This window comes from Mesorhizobium sp. M0077, from assembly GCF_040322955.1.
Taxonomy (GTDB): Bacteria; Pseudomonadota; Alphaproteobacteria; order Rhizobiales; family Rhizobiaceae; genus Mesorhizobium.
This window is the reverse complement of record NZ_JAMYUL010000012.1, coordinates 98875-117451: the sequence shown is the minus strand read 5'-3', so window position 1 is coordinate 117451 and position 18577 is coordinate 98875. Positions and strand designations below refer to the sequence as shown.

Annotated in this window: 16 protein-coding genes; 9 read left to right on the top strand and 7 right to left on the bottom strand. The window is 59.8% G+C overall.

What is annotated here, in order from left to right:
• Nucleotides 1-42 precede the first annotated feature (42 nt).
• Nucleotides 43-1089 (top strand): ATP-dependent DNA ligase, encoded by a 1047-nt coding sequence (locus tag NKJ57_RS22315; RefSeq protein WP_050588795.1) that lies wholly within the window; start codon nucleotides 43-45, stop codon nucleotides 1087-1089.
• A gap of 654 nt (nucleotides 1090-1743) precedes the next feature.
• On the opposite strand, the gene ku is transcribed toward NKJ57_RS22315, so the two are convergent.
• A complete protein-coding gene (ku, locus tag NKJ57_RS22310; protein ID WP_502902054.1) occupies nucleotides 1744-2511 on the bottom strand; it encodes a non-homologous end joining protein Ku in 768 nt (255 codons plus the stop codon).
• Here ku and NKJ57_RS22305 point away from each other — a divergent pair.
• From NKJ57_RS22305 to NKJ57_RS22270, 8 genes are all read left to right on the top strand, one after another.
• Complete coding sequence (locus NKJ57_RS22305) at nucleotides 2477-3196, top strand: hypothetical protein (RefSeq protein ID WP_352512573.1); 720 nt, start codon at nucleotides 2477-2479, stop codon at nucleotides 3194-3196. The two genes, ku and NKJ57_RS22305, sit on opposite strands and share 35 nt — an antisense overlap.
• Nucleotides 3197-3201: 5 nt before the next feature.
• Nucleotides 3202-3807: a LysE family translocator gene (locus tag NKJ57_RS22300; RefSeq protein ID WP_352512497.1), complete on the top strand. Its 606-nt coding sequence runs from the start codon at nucleotides 3202-3204 to the stop codon at nucleotides 3805-3807.
• A gap of 44 nt (nucleotides 3808-3851) precedes the next feature.
• A complete protein-coding gene (locus NKJ57_RS22295) occupies nucleotides 3852-4394 on the top strand; it encodes a DUF6894 family protein (RefSeq protein WP_023714623.1) in 543 nt (180 codons plus the stop codon).
• A 23-nt stretch (nucleotides 4395-4417) separates the two neighbouring features.
• Nucleotides 4418-5038 carry a cysteine hydrolase family protein gene (locus NKJ57_RS22290; protein ID WP_023687850.1) on the top strand — a complete coding sequence of 207 codons (621 nt, stop codon included), beginning with the start codon at nucleotides 4418-4420 and terminating at the stop codon, nucleotides 5036-5038.
• A gap of 321 nt (nucleotides 5039-5359) precedes the next feature.
• The gene (locus NKJ57_RS22285; RefSeq protein WP_352512498.1) at nucleotides 5360-5608 is read left to right on the top strand and encodes a hypothetical protein; all 249 of its coding nucleotides are present in this window, start codon (nucleotides 5360-5362) and stop codon (nucleotides 5606-5608) included.
• Nucleotides 5609-6010 carry a response regulator gene (locus NKJ57_RS22280; RefSeq protein WP_352512499.1) on the top strand — a complete coding sequence of 134 codons (402 nt, stop codon included), beginning with the start codon at nucleotides 5609-5611 and terminating at the stop codon, nucleotides 6008-6010.
• Nucleotides 6011-6192: 182 nt separating this feature from the next.
• Entirely contained in the window at nucleotides 6193-11904 is a 5712-nt protein-coding gene (locus NKJ57_RS22275; RefSeq protein WP_031198412.1) for a HAMP domain-containing protein, read from the top strand.
• Nucleotides 11905-11914: 10 nt separating this feature from the next.
• Nucleotides 11915-13990, top strand: coding sequence for a PAS domain-containing hybrid sensor histidine kinase/response regulator (locus NKJ57_RS22270; RefSeq protein WP_352512500.1), 2076 nt, complete (start codon nucleotides 11915-11917; stop codon nucleotides 13988-13990).
• Nucleotides 13991-14113: 123 nt separating this feature from the next.
• Here NKJ57_RS22270 and NKJ57_RS22265 read toward each other — a convergent pair whose 3' ends face one another.
• The 6 genes from NKJ57_RS22265 to ftsZ all read right to left on the bottom strand — a co-directional run bounded on the left by NKJ57_RS22265 (nucleotide 14114) and on the right by ftsZ (nucleotide 18550).
• On the bottom strand, nucleotides 14114-14542 hold the full coding sequence (locus tag NKJ57_RS22265; RefSeq protein ID WP_352512501.1) for a GFA family protein: 429 nt from the start codon (nucleotides 14540-14542) through the stop codon (nucleotides 14114-14116).
• Nucleotides 14535-14711 carry a PCC domain-containing protein gene (locus tag NKJ57_RS22260; RefSeq protein WP_352512502.1) on the bottom strand — a complete coding sequence of 59 codons (177 nt, stop codon included), beginning with the start codon at nucleotides 14709-14711 and terminating at the stop codon, nucleotides 14535-14537. Before NKJ57_RS22260 ends, NKJ57_RS22265 begins: the two co-directional genes overlap by 8 nt.
• A 26-nt stretch (nucleotides 14712-14737) precedes the next feature.
• On the bottom strand, nucleotides 14738-15055 hold the full coding sequence (locus tag NKJ57_RS22255; protein WP_023668087.1) for a hypothetical protein: 318 nt from the start codon (nucleotides 15053-15055) through the stop codon (nucleotides 14738-14740).
• Between the two features lie 266 nt (nucleotides 15056-15321).
• Nucleotides 15322-16293 (bottom strand): SDR family oxidoreductase, encoded by a 972-nt coding sequence (locus NKJ57_RS22250; protein ID WP_023687856.1) that lies wholly within the window; start codon nucleotides 16291-16293, stop codon nucleotides 15322-15324.
• A gap of 183 nt (nucleotides 16294-16476) precedes the next feature.
• A complete protein-coding gene (locus tag NKJ57_RS22245) occupies nucleotides 16477-17118 on the bottom strand; it encodes a hypothetical protein (protein ID WP_352512503.1) in 642 nt (213 codons plus the stop codon).
• A gap of 451 nt (nucleotides 17119-17569) precedes the next feature.
• On the bottom strand, nucleotides 17570-18550 hold the full coding sequence (gene ftsZ / locus NKJ57_RS22240) for a cell division protein FtsZ (RefSeq protein ID WP_023702103.1): 981 nt from the start codon (nucleotides 18548-18550) through the stop codon (nucleotides 17570-17572).
• Between the last annotated feature and the right edge of the window lie 27 nt (nucleotides 18551-18577).

The window sequence follows — 18577 nt, the reverse complement described above, 5'->3', positions numbered from 1 at the left end:
TGCTGCGTTGAGTCGATCTCCATCGTTGTCCACGGAACTTTCATGACGGGCGAATCTGCCATCTCTCGCGATCTGCCGACGAGTGTAAAATCGTCTTTCGGCGTGGCGTTGAGCACGGCGCCGATGGAAGCAAAGGCTGCCGACACGTTGCCGGCCGATGCTGGCCGATGGCAATACGAACCCAAATGGGACGGGTTCCGCTGCCTGGCCTTTAAATCCGGCGCGGCCGTGGAGTTGCGTGCAAAATCCGGCAAGCCGTTAGGGCGGTATTTCCCGGAAGTCGTCGCGATGTTGCATGAACTGAAAACAAAAGAGTTCGTGGTCGATGGTGAGATCGTCATCGAAATTGCAGGCTCTCTTTCTTTCGACGCCTTGCAGATGCGGCTGCATCCGGCGGAAAGCAGGATCCGGAAACTGTCGGTCGCGACGCCGGCAAAGCTGATCCTCTTTGACATGTTGGCGACCTCCGAGGGCGTCTTGATGCAGCAGCCGCTCTCGGTTCGGCGCGCTGCACTCGAACTGTTCGTAAAGTCGGCCGGGCGAAAGGATCTCGAACTGTCTCGGGCAACGCTTGATTTGGCGGCGGCAGGCAGATGGCTAGGCCAATCCGGACAAGGTTCGACCGACGGGGTCGTTGCCAAGCTTCTCGATGACGAATATCGACCCGGCGAGCGCGCCATGATCAAAGTCAAGCGCCTGCGCACGGCCGATTGTGTCGTCGGAGGGTTCCGCTACCTGGCGAATTCGCGTGAAGTCGGCTCCCTGTTGCTCGGCCTGTACAATGACCAGGGGCAACTCGACCACGTCGGGTTCACTTCGACGATCGCCCGGGAGGACAGGGCCAAGCTTACGCGACAACTTGAAGCTTTGCGATCGGCTCCTGGCTTTACGGGAAAAGCACCGGGCGGTCCCAGTCGGTGGAGCACGGAAAGAAGCGGACAATGGGAGCCATTGCGGCCCGAACTGGTGGCGGAGGTGCGGTTCGATCATGTCACCGGCGATCGTTTCCGTCATGGCACCAAATTTCTGCGATGGCGTCCTGACAAAAGCCCGAAGCAATGCACGTTCGAACAGATACTTGGAAAATGAGGCTTGGCGAGGCGTCGATAGGTCCACACCATCGAGACCAAATCCGTCAAGCATTCGGCGCAGCCAAATCCAGTCGCATTTCACTGGCGATCTTGAACCCGGCGGCGAGATAAACGCCTTTGCAGGAGGATGCCGGACCAAACTCGTTGTTCAGTCTGTCACCACGCCTCGCTTTGGCGGATCACGGTTCTCGTCCGGATTAGGAACTGGCACTTCGTCGGGAAGAAGATCCGGCTCAGGCTCGCGTATGTCCGGCGTCCACGTCGGCGCATCCACTGGCGGCTCTTCGGTTGGCTCTGGTTTGGGGGGCACATCTATTCTCCGGGTTTCGCTTGGGCGTGGGGTTCGGCCCGCCACCGGTCGCGCGTCGCCGCGTCTGGAGGCGAAAGGGTCTTTTCACACCCCATGTATTTTTACCGATGGCCAGCGGTCCTGGGGCTTGTCGGCGCCCGATCAGAGTCCTGCGTTCCGGCTCCTTTGAGCGCAATGTTGGCATCCGCTGCCTCTGGCTCTTTGAGGACTGCCCTGTCGACGTTCTTGATCTCGGCCATAAGGCATCGTCCTTGGTGGCCAACGGGCAACCGCGAGAATTGTTCCGAGCTATTAAGGGCGGCTGGAGCTGCTGTGCGGACCTTCTGGCTGGGCAGTTATCAACTATGCTGTCTTGCGTTTCGGTGAGGCTCTCTTTGTGGATCTCGCCAGCCCTTCCTGTTTGAGGCTCTTCTTCAGCACCTCAGCGAGGTTGATGACATTCTCCTGTGGCCTTGGTGCGGGCTTCGGCAGCTTCTTGCCTTTGCGCTTTGCATCGATCATGGCGATCAGCGCGTCTTCATAGCTGTCTTCAAATTTCGAGGGATCGAAGGTCGTCACTTTTTTGTCAATAAGCATGCCGGCGATTTCGAGCAGATCGGGGTCGTATTTCTGCTTGGCCAATCCATCGAACACAGTGCTTTCCGAAACCATTTCGTTGTGGTTGCGAAGCTCGGTCATCACCATGCCCTTGCCATAGGGCTGAATCAGCACTTCGCGGCCGCGCTGGTAGAGCACCACGCAGGATCGAGCGGCCACGCCCTTGTTCTTCATGGCATCGCGGATCACTCCGTATGCTTCGATTGCGGCGCCGTCGGCCGGGATCAGATAGTAGGGCTTCTCGAGATAGCGCGTATCGATATCGTCAATCGATACGAATTCGCCGACTTCGAGCGTGTGCTTCGACGTCAGCTTCAACGCCTTTATGTCGTCAGGTTCGATCTGGAGAAATTCGTCCTTTTCGATCTCGAAACCCTTCACCTGATCCGCTGCATCCACCAGCTGTCCGGTTTCCTCGTCGGCGTAGACGCTCCTGACCGGGAGACCGTCCTTGCGGTTCAAAATCTTGAAATGGATCTTGGATGCTTCGCTGGTTGCGCCGACAATCTTCACGCCGCAAGTAACCGAACCAACCTTCAAGAAGCCCTTCCAGGCAGCACGTGGCGCGGCCATTTTGCGCTTATCCCGTTTCCAGCTAGGGCAACGCGTTTCCGTTCGAATTGTTCCTGCGGCGGGGGCTCGGTGCACCGTGAATGTCCGGCGGGGAAATCCTGTCGGTCTAGACAGCGATTTTCATCGGCACGATGCATCTTTTGGCAACCCGTCGGCGTTGGAAGTGAGCCCATTTGCCGAGGTGAGTTCCATGAAAGTGTCGACGAGGGACGATTTGAAAACCAAGGCGCAGCTCTCGGAAGACGCTGACCTCATCGTAAATCGTACAGTCCATTTCGTCGGAGTATGGATTGAGGAGCATGTGATCGAAAAGCCTGCTCTCATGCGGAAGGGCGTCGATGCCGCAGAGGAACTCGCAAGCCAATGCATCGCGGATGCAGACGAGGAAGGCATCGCCCCCGAGGACATTCAGGACGAAGTCGGGGACCTCAAGGAGTACATTGCCGAGATGATCGTGGAGCAAGGCGGTCGCGGCTCTGCAGTTAATTCTGAACCAGACATGAGCTACTTCTGCGCAAGGGCCTCGGCGCCGCAGCTTCGCGTTGACCGGCTATATCGCCGCTCCAAGTCCAACAAGAGCATCATTGTTGAGAGGAACAAGTCATCGATCCCGCCCACTGGATAGCATTCGTGGGAACGGTCGTCCTGCTGCAGATGCCGCCCGGGCCGGATAGCATGCTGGTAACGGCGCGCGGCATAGGGCAGGGACGCAGGGTTGCGCTGTTCACGGTATTGGGGATGACGGCCGGCGCCGGCATGGTTCAGCTTCCTCTCATAGCGTTCGGTGTTTCGTCTCTCGTGCGAACCTCCCCACTAGCTTTTGGAGCACTGCAATGGCTTGGGGCGGCGTATCTCGTATGGCTCGGGCTAGGGCTGGTCTTCACGAAGCCGGAAACACAGGCCCGGCCGGATACGACGCCGATCAAGGCCGTTGCCGCGGCACGGGAAGGCATGATTGCCAATCTGTTCAATCCGTGGCCCATCACGTTTATGGTAGCGTTCCTGCCTCAGTTCGTTGATCCGCATGGGAGTTCCGTGACGCTTCAACTGTTGTTGCTGGGAGCAACTCAGAAAATGACGGGCGTGTTGGTGTTGGGGACCTATGCCGTGGCCTCCGGCAGCATAGGCGCCTGGATCCTGAAGCGCCCTCGTGTGCGGCTTTGGCAGCAGCGGATCGCCGGCCTCTTCATTGTTGGCCTTGGGTTCCGAATGGCCTTTGGCGGCGCAAGCCGTTAAGTTGCCCGGCCAGCGCCTGCATCCGCAGGAACCGAAAGCGCACCATGAACATTGTCAGACACAGGCAGGAGAGTGTCATGCAAGTCGTTCGGACCGAAGTGGTGAATGCCAGGGCGCCAGACGGGCAGTCGGTTCGCCGGGTGATATTTTGCGGCGAGGGCGGCGACTGCGTTACGGTGGACATGGCAAACGTCGGGATACAAGCTGAAGATGACGTGCTTGCCCGCGCAAAGGCAATCCTGGTCCAGACAGCGACCTTTGATCTCGCAGCCAATGGATATGACGCGAGCAGCAACGGCAATTTCGACCAGGTCGAGATAACCTCTGCAAGCGACGGCGCCGGCGACGTATATGTCTTTGAGTATCGCGATGGCGAAACCAGCCGACGCATACCGCCGTCGAGGATGGCGAGCCTTGAGGCGGCCCGGTCCGAAGCTATCCGCTGCGCAATCGATCTTCTTGCCGACCTGCAGCCTGGCACGGACGCTCTGTCCGGCTGGCTTGTGAGGGTATCCAACGAAAACGGTGAATTGCTTTACACTGTTGATGTGGCTGAGGCCGATGCAGCGCGGCAGGCAGGCCAGTAACCCAAACCCGACGGAATCCACCAGTGGCCGCCCAAGGATTGATTCACGGACCAATAGGCGACGATGGCCTGCATCTGTGCGTCGACATGCAGCGCCTGTTTGCGCCGGGTGGACCTTGGCCCGTGCCGTGGGCTGAAAAGGTGGTCCCGGCGATCGAAGAACTGGTCGCCAGACATGCCAGCCGTACCCTGTTCACGCGCTTCATTCCTGCCGCCCGCCCGGGCGAGGCGCCGGGAATGTGGGCAAACTACTATCGTCGGTGGGCGGAGGTAACCCTTTCCAACATCGATCCGCGCCTGATTGAGCTGATGCCTCAACTTGCACGATTTGTACCGCCGGCGACGGTGGTCGACAAACATGTCTATTCGCCCTGGACCGAGGGGCGGCTCGACGCGCTGCTGAGTGGCTCCGGCGTGCGTGCGCTCGTGATCACCGGTGGCGAAACCGACGTTTGCGTTCTCGCGACCGTGCTTGGCGCCATCGATCGTGGCTTCCGCGTCATTCTCGTCACCGATGCCATCTGCAGCTCTGCCGACCAGACCCATGACGCACTGATGGAAGTCTACCATTCCCGCTTCAGTGAGCAGATTGAGGCGGCCAGCATGGCGGAGGTGTTGGAGTGTTGGCCACAACTCACTCGCTGATCTGGGGGGCTTCAAGTGAAAGGGCCGACAATCGTCATTCTGGTCGGGTGGACTGTTTCAGTTGGCGGACGGCACTACAGTGAACCGGAAAACGTATATGAACGGCACGATTGCCTGATCTGGTCGCTCGCGTGAATCAGTGTCTGGAAGCGTACAAAGCCTTGCAGAGCTATCGACAGCGCGGCCAACCGTCATAGAATGAACAGGATACAGCGCCGAAGACTCGATGCCGGCATCTAGCAATCTTTGCGAGACATCCGGCGCCTCTGCCGTCGGCCTTCCGCAGGGAGGATGATGTGCTGAAAACCGAAGTCATTGACCTTGAAACCTATAGCGCAGTACGCGGTGATCTCTGGCTATCGCGCTGACGACATTATCTCGACGGCGTTTGCGGTCGATGAAATCCGCGCAAGGTTTCCTGAGTGTCGCTGCGACGACGAGGAATTGGTCGGGCTTATGGTCCATGCCGTGTCCGGCAAGAAAATTGCCGTGAGCTTCGACCACCGGGTGGAACCGGTCAGGCGGCGTGCTGCGCTGCCGATCGCTTCGGAGAGCAAAGGACTGCGATAATTGGACCACCATAGGTCCGTTGCGATTTTGGAAGACGAGGCGTTTATCGCGCTCGAACTTGAAGACATGTTGCGCGACGCGGGGTTCGACATCGCTGGGGTCTTTTCGTCCTGCGCCGACGCGCTGGAATGGTTCAGGGGCAGTTCTCCCGACATCGTTGTCATGGATATCGGCCTGGCGGATGGGGATTGCGTACGAATAGCTACGTTGCTAGACGCCCGAAACATCCCCTTTGTCGTCCATTCGGCAAGCTACGCCAATTCGGGTTTTCACGATCCGATTTTCCTTCAAGGGACATGGGTCGCAAAGCCTGCCTCGCCTTCCGAGTTGCGCAACGCAATTCATGCCTCTCTGGCAATGGCAAACGGCGATGGCGTGTCGTGGTCGGCTAAAGCCCGATAAATCCACAACCGCATCATGAAATCCGGCGTTCAAACCAAGGCGCAATCGTCGGCCTGGAATTCACGGCACGATGGAACAAAATTGAAAATGCCGCGTTTGGGGTCTTGCGGCGCGATCCACCATTAGCCGCGGGGGCAACTTTATCCGTATAAATCCATAGGGCTGGGAGTGGCGCTGTGACCGTGCAGGCATCCAAGAAGCAATTGGACCGTCGAAGCATCCTGAATTCTCTGAAAGCCTTCCGGCGCGGCGATTTCTCCGTCCGCATCGACAATGTTTATGAAGGCCTCGATTCCGAGATAGCTGAGACTTTCAATGAGATCGCTGACCTCAACGACCAAGTGACGCGCGAGTTCGAGCGCTTGAGCCGGGTCGTCGGCAAGGAAGGGCGGATAGGCGAGCGCGGCCGGGTTCGCAATGCCACCGGCAGTTGGGAATCCAGTGTCCGTTCAGTCAATGATCTCATAGAAGACATGGTTCAGCCAACGGCTGAGGTTGCGCGCGTTATCGGCGCCGTCGCCAAGGGTGACCTGTCGCAGACCATGATGGTCGAAATTGACGGCCGACCGCTGCGCGGCGAATTCCTGCGCATCGGCAAGATCGTCAACACCATGGTCGGCCAGTTGGCCTCCTTCGCCTCCGAGGTGACGCGCGTGGCGCGCGAGGTCGGTACGGAAGGCAAGCTCGGCGGCCAAGCCCGGGTCAAGGGCGTCGCCGGCACGTGGAAAGATCTGACCGACAACGTCAACGCGATGGCCACGAACCTGACCGGGCAAGTGCGCAACATCGCGGAGGTTACGACCGCAGTCGCGTCGGGCGACCTGTCGAAGAAGATCACAGTCGATGTCAAGGGCGAAATCCTCGAACTGAAGAACACCATCAACACGATGGTGGACCAGCTTAATTCCTTCGCTTCGGAAGTGACGCGCGTGGCGCGCGAGGTCGGCACTGAAGGCAAGCTTGGCGGCCAGGCGCGCGTTGAGGGTGTTGGTGGCACGTGGAAGGATCTGACCGACAATGTGAATTCCATGGCCGAGAACCTGACTGGCCAGGTGCGCAACATCGCCGAAGTGACGACCGCGGTGGCTTTGGGCGACCTGTCGAAGAAGATTACGGTCGACGTGAAGGGCGAGATTCTCGAGCTGAAATCCACGATAAACACGATGGTGGACCAGCTGAATTCATTCGCGGGCGAGGTCACGCGCGTGGCACGCGAGGTTGGCACCGAAGGCAAGCTTGGCGGCCAGGCGCAGGTGCGCGGCGTCGCCGGCACCTGGAAGGACCTCACCGACAACGTCAACTCGATGGCCGAGAACCTGACCGGTCAGGTGCGCAATATCGCCGAGGTGACCACGGCGGTCGCGTCGGGCGATCTGTCCAAGAAGATCACGGTCGCCGTGCAAGGCGAAATCCTGGAACTCAAGGACACCATCAACACGATGGTCGACCAACTGAACTCCTTTGCCTCGGAAGTGACGCGCGTGGCACGCGAGGTCGGCACCGAAGGCAAGCTGGGCGGCCAGGCAGAGGTGAGGGGCGTCGGCGGCACATGGAAGGATTTGACCGACAACGTCAATCTCATGGCCGCCAACCTGACTGGCCAGGTTCGAAACATCGCAGAAGTCACCACCGCCGTGGCGCGCGGCGACCTGTCGAAGAAGATCACCGTCGACGTCAAAGGCGAGATCCTGGAGCTCAAGGACACCGTCAACACGATGGTCGACCAACTGAACTCCTTCGCCTCTGAGGTCACGCGTGTGGCCCGCGAAGTGGGATCGGAAGGCAAGCTTGGTGGCCAGGCGCATGTCGAAGGCGTCGGTGGCACCTGGAAGGATCTGACCGACAACGTCAACGCCATGGCCGGCAATTTGACGGTGCAATTGCGCGACGTGTCGAAGGTGGCAACGGCCATTGCGACCGGCGACTTGACCCAGAAGATCACCGTCGACGCGCTGGGCGAGATCTTGCAGATTAAGGACGTCATCAACACGATGGTCGACCAGCTCAATTCCTTCGCTTCGGAAGTGACGCGTGTGGCGCGCGAGGTCGGCTCCGACGGCAAGCTTGGCGGCCAGGCGCAGGTGCGGGGCATAGGCGGCACGTGGAAGGATCTGACAGAAAACGTCAACGCCATGGCAGCCAACCTGACCGGCCAGGTGCGCAACATCGCCGAGGTGACCACCGCCGTGGCGCTCGGGGACCTTTCGAAGAAGATCACCGTCGATGTCCGCGGCGAGATCCTGGAGCTGAAGGACACCATCAACACAATGGTGGACCAGCTCAATTCCTTCGCTTCGGAAGTCACGCGCGTGGCACGCGAGGTCGGCACGGAAGGCAAGTTGGGAGGCCAGGCGCAGGTGCGCGGCGTTGCCGGCACGTGGAAGGATCTCACAGACAATGTGAACTCGATGGCCGAGAATCTGACCGGCCAAGTGCGCAACATCGCCGAAGTCACGACCGCCGTGGCGCGCGGCGACCTGTCGAAGAAGATCACCGTCGATGTGAAGGGCGAAATCCTGGAGCTCAAGTCGACCATCAACACCATGGTGGACCAGTTGAACTCCTTCGCCGGCGAGGTCACCCGAGTCGCGCGTGAGGTTGGCACCGAGGGCAAGCTTGGTGGCCAGGCGCGCGTCGAAGGTGTTGCCGGTACCTGGAAGGACCTGACCGACAACGTCAACCTGATGGCGACGAACTTGACCAATCAGGTGCGTGGCATCGCCGATGTCGTGACGGCTGTCGCGCAAGGCAATCTCAGGCGCAAACTGACGGTCGACGCGAAGGGAGAGATCGCCCTGCTGGCCGACACCATCAACGGAATGATCGAGACGCTTGCCACCTTTGCCGACCAGGTGACCAACGTCGCCCGTGAGGTGGGCATCGAGGGCAAGCTCGGCGGTCAGGCGCGTGTGCCAGGTGCCGCCGGCCTCTGGCGCGACCTCACCGACAATGTCAATCAACTCGCTGCCAATCTGACCACCCAGGTGCGTGCCATCGCCGAGGTTTCGACGGCGGTGACCAAGGGCGATCTTACCCGTTCGATCAGCGTCGAAGCCTCCGGCGAGGTCGCCGCGCTAAAAGACAACATCAACGAGATGATCCGCAATCTGAAGGATCAGACGCTGAAGAATGCCGAGCAGGACTGGTTGAAGACCAATCTCGCCCGGTTTTCGCGCATGCTGCAAGGCGAGCGCGACCTTGCCACCGTCTCGCGGCTCATCATGTCCGAACTCGCTCCTCTGGTGAACGCCCAGTATGGGGTGTTCTACGTCACCAATCGCGACGAGGAGGAATCCTATCTTGAGCTGGCGGCTTCCTATGGCGCCGAGAGCAAAGCTGCCATCAAGCAGCGGCTTGATCTGCGAGAGGGCCTCGTTGGGCAAAGTGCCGCCGACAAGCGCGCCATCATGCTGGACAATGTGCCGCCAGAATTCCTTCGGGTCACATCTGGTCTTGGCAGCGCCTCGCCAGCCAATGTCATCATCCTGCCTGCCCTGTTCGAGGATGAAGTCAAAGCCGTCATCGAGCTCGCCTCGTTCGGCGAGTTTCGTGACACACACCAGTCGTTCCTCAACCAGCTCATGGAATCCGTCGGCATCGTTCTCAACACCATCGCTGCGACGATGCGCACGGAGGGCCTGCTCAAGCAGTCGCAACTGCTGACGTCGGAATTGCAAGCGCGTCAAACCGAGCTGACAAAAAAGCAGGAAGAGCTGCATGCGACGAACGAGGAGCTGCAGGAAAAGGCGCAGCTGCTCGAGAACGAAAAGAAGCAGGTCGAAAACAAGAATCTCGAAATCGAGATGGCGCGACGCGCGCTGGAGGAAAAAGCCGAGCAACTGGCGCTCACGTCGAAATACAAATCCGAATTCCTGGCCAATATGAGCCACGAACTGCGCACGCCGCTCAATTCGCTGCTCATTTTGTCAAACCTGCTGGCGACCAACCAGCACGGCAACCTCAACGAAAAACAGGTAGAGTTCGCCCGCACCATCAATTCGGCAGGAACCGATCTTCTCAGCCTCATCAACGATATCCTCGATCTGTCGAAGATCGAGTCGGGCACTGTTTCCATCGACATCAACGATATGCCGGTGACGCATCTTCGCCAGCATATGGAACGAACTTTTCGTCAGCTGGCAGCCGACAAGGGACTTGGCTTCACCATCAAGGTCGATCCGGCGCTTCCCGACACGGTCCGCACAGATGAGAAACGCTTGCAGCAGATTGTCCTCAACCTGCTTTCCAACGCATTCAAATTCACCTCGGAAGGCGAGGTCAGCCTGAACTTCCGGGTTGAGAAGGCCGGCCGCCGCAATGGCGCGACGCAGCCGGTGAAGGCTCTCGCGATCGCCGTCACCGACACCGGCATTGGCATTCCAGAAGACAAACAGAAGCTGATTTTCGAGGCCTTCCAGCAGGCCGATGGCACCACCAGCCGCAAGTATGGCGGCACCGGCCTTGGGCTCTCGATCAGCCGCGAGATCGCTCGCTTGCTTGGCGGCGAATTGCGGGTCGAAAGCACGCCGGGCAAGGGGTCGACATTTACCCTCATCATCCCGTTCGACGGCCCCCGCGTGACGACAGTACAGTCGACCTTGGCTCCGGCGGCGGAGGCGGTTGCTGCGACAGCTCTGCTCAGCAGTCCGCCCTCGGCAGAGCTGATCGACGACCGCGATTCAATCCTACCCACCGATCGGATCGTGTTGATCGTCGAAGACGATCCGACCTTTGGCGGGTTGCTGCTTGGCCTCGCCCGGTCGGCCGGGCTGAAAGGCGTTCTGTCGACTGCAGGTTCCGGCACGCTGGCATTGGCCCGCAAGCTCGTTCCCGACGCAATCACACTTGATCTCGGACTTTCGGATATCGATGGCTGGGTGCTTTTCGATCTGCTGCGGCATGACCAGAAGACGAGAGGAATTCCCATCCATGTCATCTCGGGTGCCGAAGACATCGACAGTCTCGCACGCAAGGGGGCGTCCAGCATTTCCACCAAGCCCGTTTCCTCGGACGAGCTGATGAAGGTGTTTCAGGATATTCACTCGAAGAAGCTCCGCGTTCAGCGCCGCGTTCTGGTCGTGGACCCTGACCCGGAGCGGCGTCTGGCGCTGGTCGAGGCAATCCGCGACGGCGTAACGTCGGTCACCGCGATCGGTCGTGTTGCGGCAAATGCAGAAGACGTTGGCCTCGCCTCCTATGATGCCGTCGTGCTCGGCTTTGGACGCTCCGCCAAGGACAACGCAAAGGCGCTGGACGAGATCACCGGCCAATTCGGCGAAGCCTTGCCGCAGCTGCTGTTCTTTACGCCTCACCCGGACGCGCTTGAACAGGTGCTGGCATTGAACCCGGCCTTGGCGGAAGCACCGCGGGCGGAGAACTTCGCTCAATTGGCGCTGCATATTTCGGCAACGCTGCCGGGAGAAGGTCGCCAAGAGGCCTGGGCAGGAACTGAACACAACGGCAAGTCCGATCTCGCTGGGGCGAAAGTTCTCATCGTCGACGACGACATTCGCAACATCTATTCGCTCACCAGTGTTCTGGAGACCTATGACATACAGGTTCTGCATGCCGAGCGGGGCCGTGATGGCATCGCGCTTCTTGAACAGGCGCCCGATGTAGACGTGGCATTGATCGATATCATGATGCCGGAGATGGACGGCTACGAGACGATGCGGCGGATTCGCGGCACACCGGCGATTGCTCATATCCCGCTGATTTCCGTCACCGCAAAGGCGATGAAGGGGGATCGGCAAAAATGTCTGGATGCCGGGGCTTCCGACTACATCGCCAAACCCGTCGATCTGGATCTCCTGCTGGCGCTGCTTCGTGTCTGGATCGGACGTGCCCGATCCCGTGTCGAGAGCCCGGAAAAAATTCTCCTGGCAGCGAACTGACGGCCGTTCGATGCAAAAGCTGGCAAGAAACAGGGTAAGGAAACTTGAGGTGGCAGCTCTTGCCGAAGGGCCGGCAAGAGCCCGTATCCTGGCGGTGGACGACGATGAGCGCAATCTGCTGGCGATCAGCGAAGTGCTCGCGACTATCGGAGAGGTCATCTGCGCCCAATCGGGCGAAGAGGCTCTGCGCTTTCTGCTGAAAGAGGAGTTCGCCGTCATTCTCCTGGATGTCCTCATGCCAGGGTTGGACGGGTATGAAACGGCCGCACTTATCCGCCAGCGCGAGCAATCCAAGCGCACCCCAATCATCTTCTTGACCGCCATCAACAAGGAGGATGCGCATATGCTGCGCGGCTACGACGCCGGCGCGGTCGACTATGTGTTCAAGCCATTCGATCCGATCATGCTGCGTTCGAAAGTCGCGGTTTTCGTCGAACTCCACGAGAAGACGCTCGAGATCCAGCGCAAGGCGGAGGTCGAGCAGGGACTATTGGCGCAGGCGTTGCAGGCGCACAAGGACAAGCTTCAGGCCGAACGCGCGCTGCGCGGCGCCGAGCAACGGCAGGACGCCATCCTGAATTCGTTGCCGGTCTGCTTTCATGCTCGGGCAGCCGAGCCACCCTTCGCGGCGCGCTTTGTTACCGAGGGCGTCGAGCGCTTGACCGGCTTTGCGCCTGAATACCTGACATCGGATCCAGAGTTCGGTCTCAGCCGCGTTCATCCCGACGACCTGCCGCGATTGAGGGAAGCGCTGCTGGCGGCAAAAACCACCGGCTCCTATACGTGCGAGTTCCGCTGGCAATGCGCCAATGGCGAGTATCGCATCTTTCTCGACCAGGGCGTGATGTCGGACGGCTCAGATGGCCGTGAACCGGAAATTATCGGCACATTGCTTGACATCACCGAGCGGCGCGGTCTTGAGGACCAGCTGCTTCAATCCCAGCGCATCGACGCTATCGGCAAGCTAACCGGCGGCCTGGCGCATGATTTCAACAACCTGCTCGCCGCAATTCTCAGTGGGTTAGGGCTGCTTGAACGCCGAGCTGCGTTGGATGATCAGGCGCAACAGGTACTCGACCTGACGCGGCGTTCTGCAAAACAAGGCGCTGACCTTGTCGCGCGAATGCTGGCATTCTCTCGGCGCCAGACCCTGAAGCCGGAAGCGGTGCGCCTTGCTGCGCTGGGCGACACGATGAATGGATTGGTGGCGCCTGTGCTGGGGGGGTTGATCCGTTTCGACTGGCAGATCGATGACACGATCTGGCCGGTGCATGTCGATGCAGGCCAACTTGAATTGGCCTTGATGAATCTGGTTTTCAACGCGCGTGACGCCATGCCCTCTGGCGGGACAATAACCGTGCATGCGCAGAATCGATCGATCGGGACGCCAACAGAGGATATTCCGCCGGGCGACTATGTGCTGATCGCCGTCAAGGACACCGGATCCGGCATACCCCCCGATCTTGTCGCCAAGGTCGTCGAACCGTTCTTCACCACCAAGCCGGTCGGTAAGGGAACGGGCCTCGGCCTCAGCACGGTTTACGGCTTCATGAAGCAGTCAGGCGGGACACTTCGCATAGAAAGCGTCGTCAATCGCGGAACTACCATGCAACTCTGGCTGCCACGATCGACCGAACAGCCGGTCGATCCTGTGGTGGAACCCGACATTGAACGAGCGTTCGCCGATGCCGGGATGGAGCACCCATCAATCCTCCTGATCGACGACAGCCATGTTTTGCGGCAATTGACCGCCGAGTCCCTTCGCCAGCGTGGTTTCGAGGTGACCTGCGCGGGAGGAGGGGCGGAGGCGCTGGCCATGATGGAGCGCACTCCCGACGAGTTCGACGTCATTATCACCGACTTCGCCATGCCGCTCGTATCCGGCGTCGACGTGATCCGCTTCGCGCGCAATTTGCGCTCGGACTGGCCAGCGGTCATGATCACGGGCTATGCCGATGCCCGGGAGATTGCCGATCGGCCAGCCGACGTGCCCTTGCTCGGCAAGCCCTTCCGCGACGAGGATCTGTTCGAAGCGATTTTCCTCGCGATAGAGAATGCGGCCCCCCAAAGGATCAAAACCGGCTAGCGCTTAGGGATTGTCGCGGTTTGGCCACGTCGGCAGGCCGGGCAGATCGAGACCGCACTTCGGGGCACGGCGACAAGGGCCGCATTCCTGATCGGCAATCTGGGTCATTCGCAACAGGCGGCGCTACCAGCGCTCCTCGGTGTCGCGGTCTGGTAGGTCTACTCCGCAGCACACCCAACCAAGGCGCCGCGCTGAACCGTAGTTGTACCGAGGCACAAGGTGAGCCGGATCATCGAAGGTACCGACGTGCAGCGCGATCTCGGTTGGCGACGCGTCGTAGCAAAGGCTGAGCGGCGACCCGCATTCTGGGCAGAAGCCTCTTTGCGCAATCGGCGAAGACCTTCGATATGTTGGCTTTCCGGAATTCCAGGTCAGGCTTTGGCAGGGCATCCAGGCAAGAACTGCAAACGCGCTGCCGGTCGCTCGTCTGCACATATCGCAGTGGCAGTAGTGAACCCTCGGTTCGATCCCGGCGCTGAATCGGATCCTGCCACAGAGACATCCGCCATGGATGGCCAAGGAACCGGGCAGGCGCTTGCCAACCTCACGCATTAAGATCGATCAAGGCGGCGCCGAACGCTCCGATCGCAGTCAAAGAGGCACTGCCGAGGTTTTGGTCGGTTGCGAAGGCTGTCAGCGCGCCGAACCCTTCGTCGCCGAGGTCGAGCACCACGACGAAAGTTCTTTGCCCGCTGACCTGGTTAGCGAGCTTGGGTTTCATCGCGTTCCGAACCTGTTGCGGGGCAGTTAATGGGCATGGTGCTCGGCATTCCGCTTGCGGGTTGCCGCTGCCTTCTTTGCCGATTCCGATCGGCTTGCGGCTGACCGTGAAGCCGATGCCTTGCCGCCGCTTTTCCCACCCTTGTGGGCCGCGGGGTGTCCGGTGTGTTTACCACGACCCGAGCCGCCTTCTTTCTTGCCGCCGCCATCGTCCTTGTTGACGGTCGCCCATGCCCGGCGCTCGGATTCCTTCTCGGAAACACCGCGCTTCTCATAGCCTTCGGCAATGTGGTCGGCTTTGCGTTCCTGTTTGTCGCTGTATTTCGATTTGTCGCCTCGTGGCATGGTCGTTCTCCTGGCTCAATGATGTTTGAACGGTATGCCGGCGGGAGAGTTCCAAGCGGAAATTCAGAAACTGAAAACGCGAGCGAGGATTTCGACCAACACGGAGCGCTATTGCTCCGGAGCCGTGGCGGGTGCCGTGTAGCGGCGGCGCACGGCACCGATCACGCGTTTCTTGAGCGATCGAGCGCGGCAAGCGTCTCCCTGGAGACGACGTCGTCGCGTGCCGTCTACTCGGTAGCCAACGCAATGAAATACGTTCCGCGACCTCAGTAGCCACCGACCACCGGCAGGATCTCTCCCGTGATGTAACTTGAGCAATGCGACGAGGCGAGGAACACGTAGGCCGGGGCAAGTTCTTCCGGTTGCGCTGGCCGTTTCATCGGCGTATCCGCGCCGAACTTCGAGACGTCGTCGGCTTCCTTGTCCGAAGGGTTGAGCGGCGTCCACACCGGACCTGGCGCGACCGCGTTTACCCGGATGCCCTTGCCGATCAGATTGCCCGAAAGCGCTCGCGTGAAGGCATGAATGCCGCCCTTGGTCATCGAATAGTCAACCAGTTGCTTGGAACCGTCGATGCCGGTCACCGAACCGGTATTGATGATCGCGGAGCCCGGCTCCATGTGCGGCACGCTCTCCTGCGCCATATGAAAATAGCCGTAAAGATTGGTCTTCAGCGTCGTGTCGAAATGTTCCTCGGTCAGGTCGTTGAAGTCACTGGAATGAATTTGGAAAGCGGCGTTGTTGACCAGCACGTCGATCCTGCCGAATTTTTCGACCGTCAGCGCCACGGCGTTGCGGCAATGCTCGCGTTCACTGACATCGGCTTTTATCAGTATGCAACGCCGGCCTTCCTTTTCGACGGCGTTTTTGGTCGCTTCGGCGTCCCTGTCTTCACTCAAGTATACGATCGCAATGTCGGCGCCCTCGCGGGCGAACAAGACTGCCACCGAACGGCCGATGCCGGAATCACCACCCGTGATAAGCGCTACCTTGTCGTCGAGTTTTTTCGATCCGAGGTAGTAAGGCGCATCGTAGAGCGGAGCGGGCTCGATCGCCCATTCATGCCCCGGTTTGGGTTGATGCTGCTCGGGAAAAGGTGGCTCGGGATATTTGCGGGCGCCGGCTTGCATCGCTTGTTGCATTTTGCCATTGCTCTTCGTCTCGTCTTTGGCATCGATACCACGCTGGATATGGCGTTGCTTGGCGGCTTCGGCTGAAGTCTGCGACTTAGTCTGCATGGCTTTCTCCTGTGCTCGGAGAACGAACAACGCATGCCGGGCAAAAAAGTTTGCGCAAATATCTCGATCCCGAAAGGGCTCGCCATTGCGAACAGCCTGCGAGGGGCGTGGAGCATTGGTCGTCAATAAGATCGGAATTGCCATGCCGGTGGCGTTCAGACAAACACCACATTTATTACCCGCTCAAAGCACGCTCTTTTCAGAACCATAGGGTTTGGCAATGCGGACCATGCCTTTCGTCCGGAGGCGCTGGTATAAATAGAAAATCGTCATCAAGCCGATTGCTGTTCCAGCGCCAAGACACAGCGCGAGCAATAGGTCTGCACCGACACGAAACGCAAGCAGAGTAACGCCCGCCGCCGCGACGATGGCATTTATGAATGCGATCATAGTCGCTGCAGTGGTCAGGTACGCCAGGAGAGGCCCAGTACGAAGAGAAGGTTCGGCGTCATTTTCGGGCCAGCGACCGAATTCCTTGGAAAACTGGAAGGCAGCCTCGTCGCCCAAAGTTCGATAGTAGGCTCTGATCCGGGCAATGCCGATATGGGCCTGCATGTTCTCAGCGGCGATGTCGACCAACCTCAAGACGGTAAAGGCACCCAGTAAAAAGACCGATGGCAGCACAACCGCGACAAACGGCAGGAAGAACTCGGAGGACTGCGTAACAAAGCCCGTTGCCACCAGAGCGCTCGACAGAGCCATAATGTAGATGGTCGTCCGCGACGCCATTTCACTTATGGACGTGCTGATCGCTGTCTGCTGCACGAAATGCTCTGTCGTCAGGGCCGCGAGAAACGAAGCATCGGGTGTCGGCGTGTCAGCCATGGAGCATGCTCCTGTCGGGTCGACCTGAGTTTTTCTTCGATATAGCGCTTGCGAGGCTGGCCGCCACTGGATGCTCCCGACGTCTGACCCATGCCGGTTTTTATTGTGCCATATCCAGCGAGCCCGCATCACCGATCAGAAAGGGCCGATCATGTGGTCAGCAGACAGTGGCCATATCGCAGGCGAAATGTCTGCCGCGGTCAATCTGTATGGCCTCCTGTTGGGGATCCGGGTCGAAGCGCATTCGCGGCGCGGTTGCAGTTGGGAGCGGTTCCGCGGCGGCGCTGATGCGAGTTCGCGCATTCGTGGCAGCGGCCTCGAAACGAATTCGGTCCCTAGGCCGGCAACTTCACCGGCAAGTTCAATGGTGCGGGCTTGCGGGCCGACTTTTCGGTGGCGAAGCCCATGACCACGGTCCACCAGACTCATAAATCAGCAGCCCGGATCCTGCCTACTGCGGTATCTCCAGGCCCTGCCGCAATCCTGTCGCGACGACTGAGACCCTGAATTTTCCGGCGAGTGCCCGGTCGAATATGGCGCCGACGATGATGTCGGCGTCGGCGTCGACCTCCTCGCGGATGCGGGTGGCGGCCTCATCGACTTCGAACAGCGTCATGTCCATGCCGCCCGAGATCGAGACCAGGACGCCCTTGGCGCCGATCATCGAGGCTTCGTCGAGAAGCGGGTTTGCTATCGCCGCTTCGGCGGCCTTCCTGGCGCGGTCCTCGCCCGTGGCTTCCCCGGTACCCATCATTGCGCGGCCCATGTCGCGCATCACCGACTTCACGTCGGCGAAGTCGAGATTGATCAGCCCCTCCTTGACGATGAGATCGGTTATGCAGCCGACGCCGGAATAAAGGACGCGATCAGCCATGGCGAAGGCGTCCGCGAAAGTCGTCTTTGCGTCGGCGATCCTGAAGAGGTTCTGGTTCGGAATAACGATCACGGTATCGGCGCATTCGCGAAGCTGCTCGATGCCCTCTTCGGCGGCTTGCATGCGGCGCTTCCCTTCGAAGGTGAACGGCTTGGTGACGACCGCCACAGTCAGGATGCCGGCTGCCCGTGCAGCGTTCGCTATGACGGGCGCGGCACCGGTTCCAGTTCCGCCTCCCATGCCGGCGGTCACGAAGCACATATGGGTTCCCGCAAGGTGGTCCCTGATCTCGTCGATCGATTCCTCGGCTGCCGCGCGGCCGACCGCCGGCAGGGACCCGGCGCCCAAGCCTTCCGTGACATGGGCGCCCAGCTGGATCAGCCGCGATGCTTTCGACATGGTCAGTGCCTGGGCATCGGTATTGGCGACGATGAACTCCGCACCCTGCAGATTTTCGGCAATCATGTTGTTGACCGCGTTGCCGCCGCCACCGCCGACACCGATAACGGTTATCTTCGGCCGCATTTCCGAGATGACGGGCCTTGCCGCGGTGCTCATCGTCTTGTCTCCTTGGAATTGATCGAT

Coding starts and splice junctions, on each gene's coding strand:
- NKJ57_RS22315 (WP_050588795.1), top strand. CDS start 43: ATGACGGGCGAATCTGCCATCTCTCGCGATCTGCCGACGAGTGTAAAA.
- NKJ57_RS22295 (WP_023714623.1), top strand. CDS start 3,852: ATGAACATTGTCAGACACAGGCAGGAGAGTGTCATGCAAGTCGTTCGG.
- NKJ57_RS22270 (WP_352512500.1), top strand. CDS start 11,915: ATGCAAAAGCTGGCAAGAAACAGGGTAAGGAAACTTGAGGTGGCAGCT.
- NKJ57_RS22265 (WP_352512501.1), bottom strand. CDS start 14,542: ATGCGTGAGGTTGGCAAGCGCCTGCCCGGTTCCTTGGCCATCCATGGC.
- NKJ57_RS22260 (WP_352512502.1), bottom strand. CDS start 14,711: ATGAAACCCAAGCTCGCTAACCAGGTCAGCGGGCAAAGAACTTTCGTC.
- NKJ57_RS22255 (WP_023668087.1), bottom strand. CDS start 15,055: ATGCCACGAGGCGACAAATCGAAATACAGCGACAAACAGGAACGCAAA.
- NKJ57_RS22250 (WP_023687856.1), bottom strand. CDS start 16,293: ATGCAGACTAAGTCGCAGACTTCAGCCGAAGCCGCCAAGCAACGCCAT.
- NKJ57_RS22245 (WP_352512503.1), bottom strand. CDS start 17,118: ATGGCTGACACGCCGACACCCGATGCTTCGTTTCTCGCGGCCCTGACG.
- ftsZ (WP_023702103.1), bottom strand. CDS start 18,550: ATGAGCACCGCGGCAAGGCCCGTCATCTCGGAAATGCGGCCGAAGATA.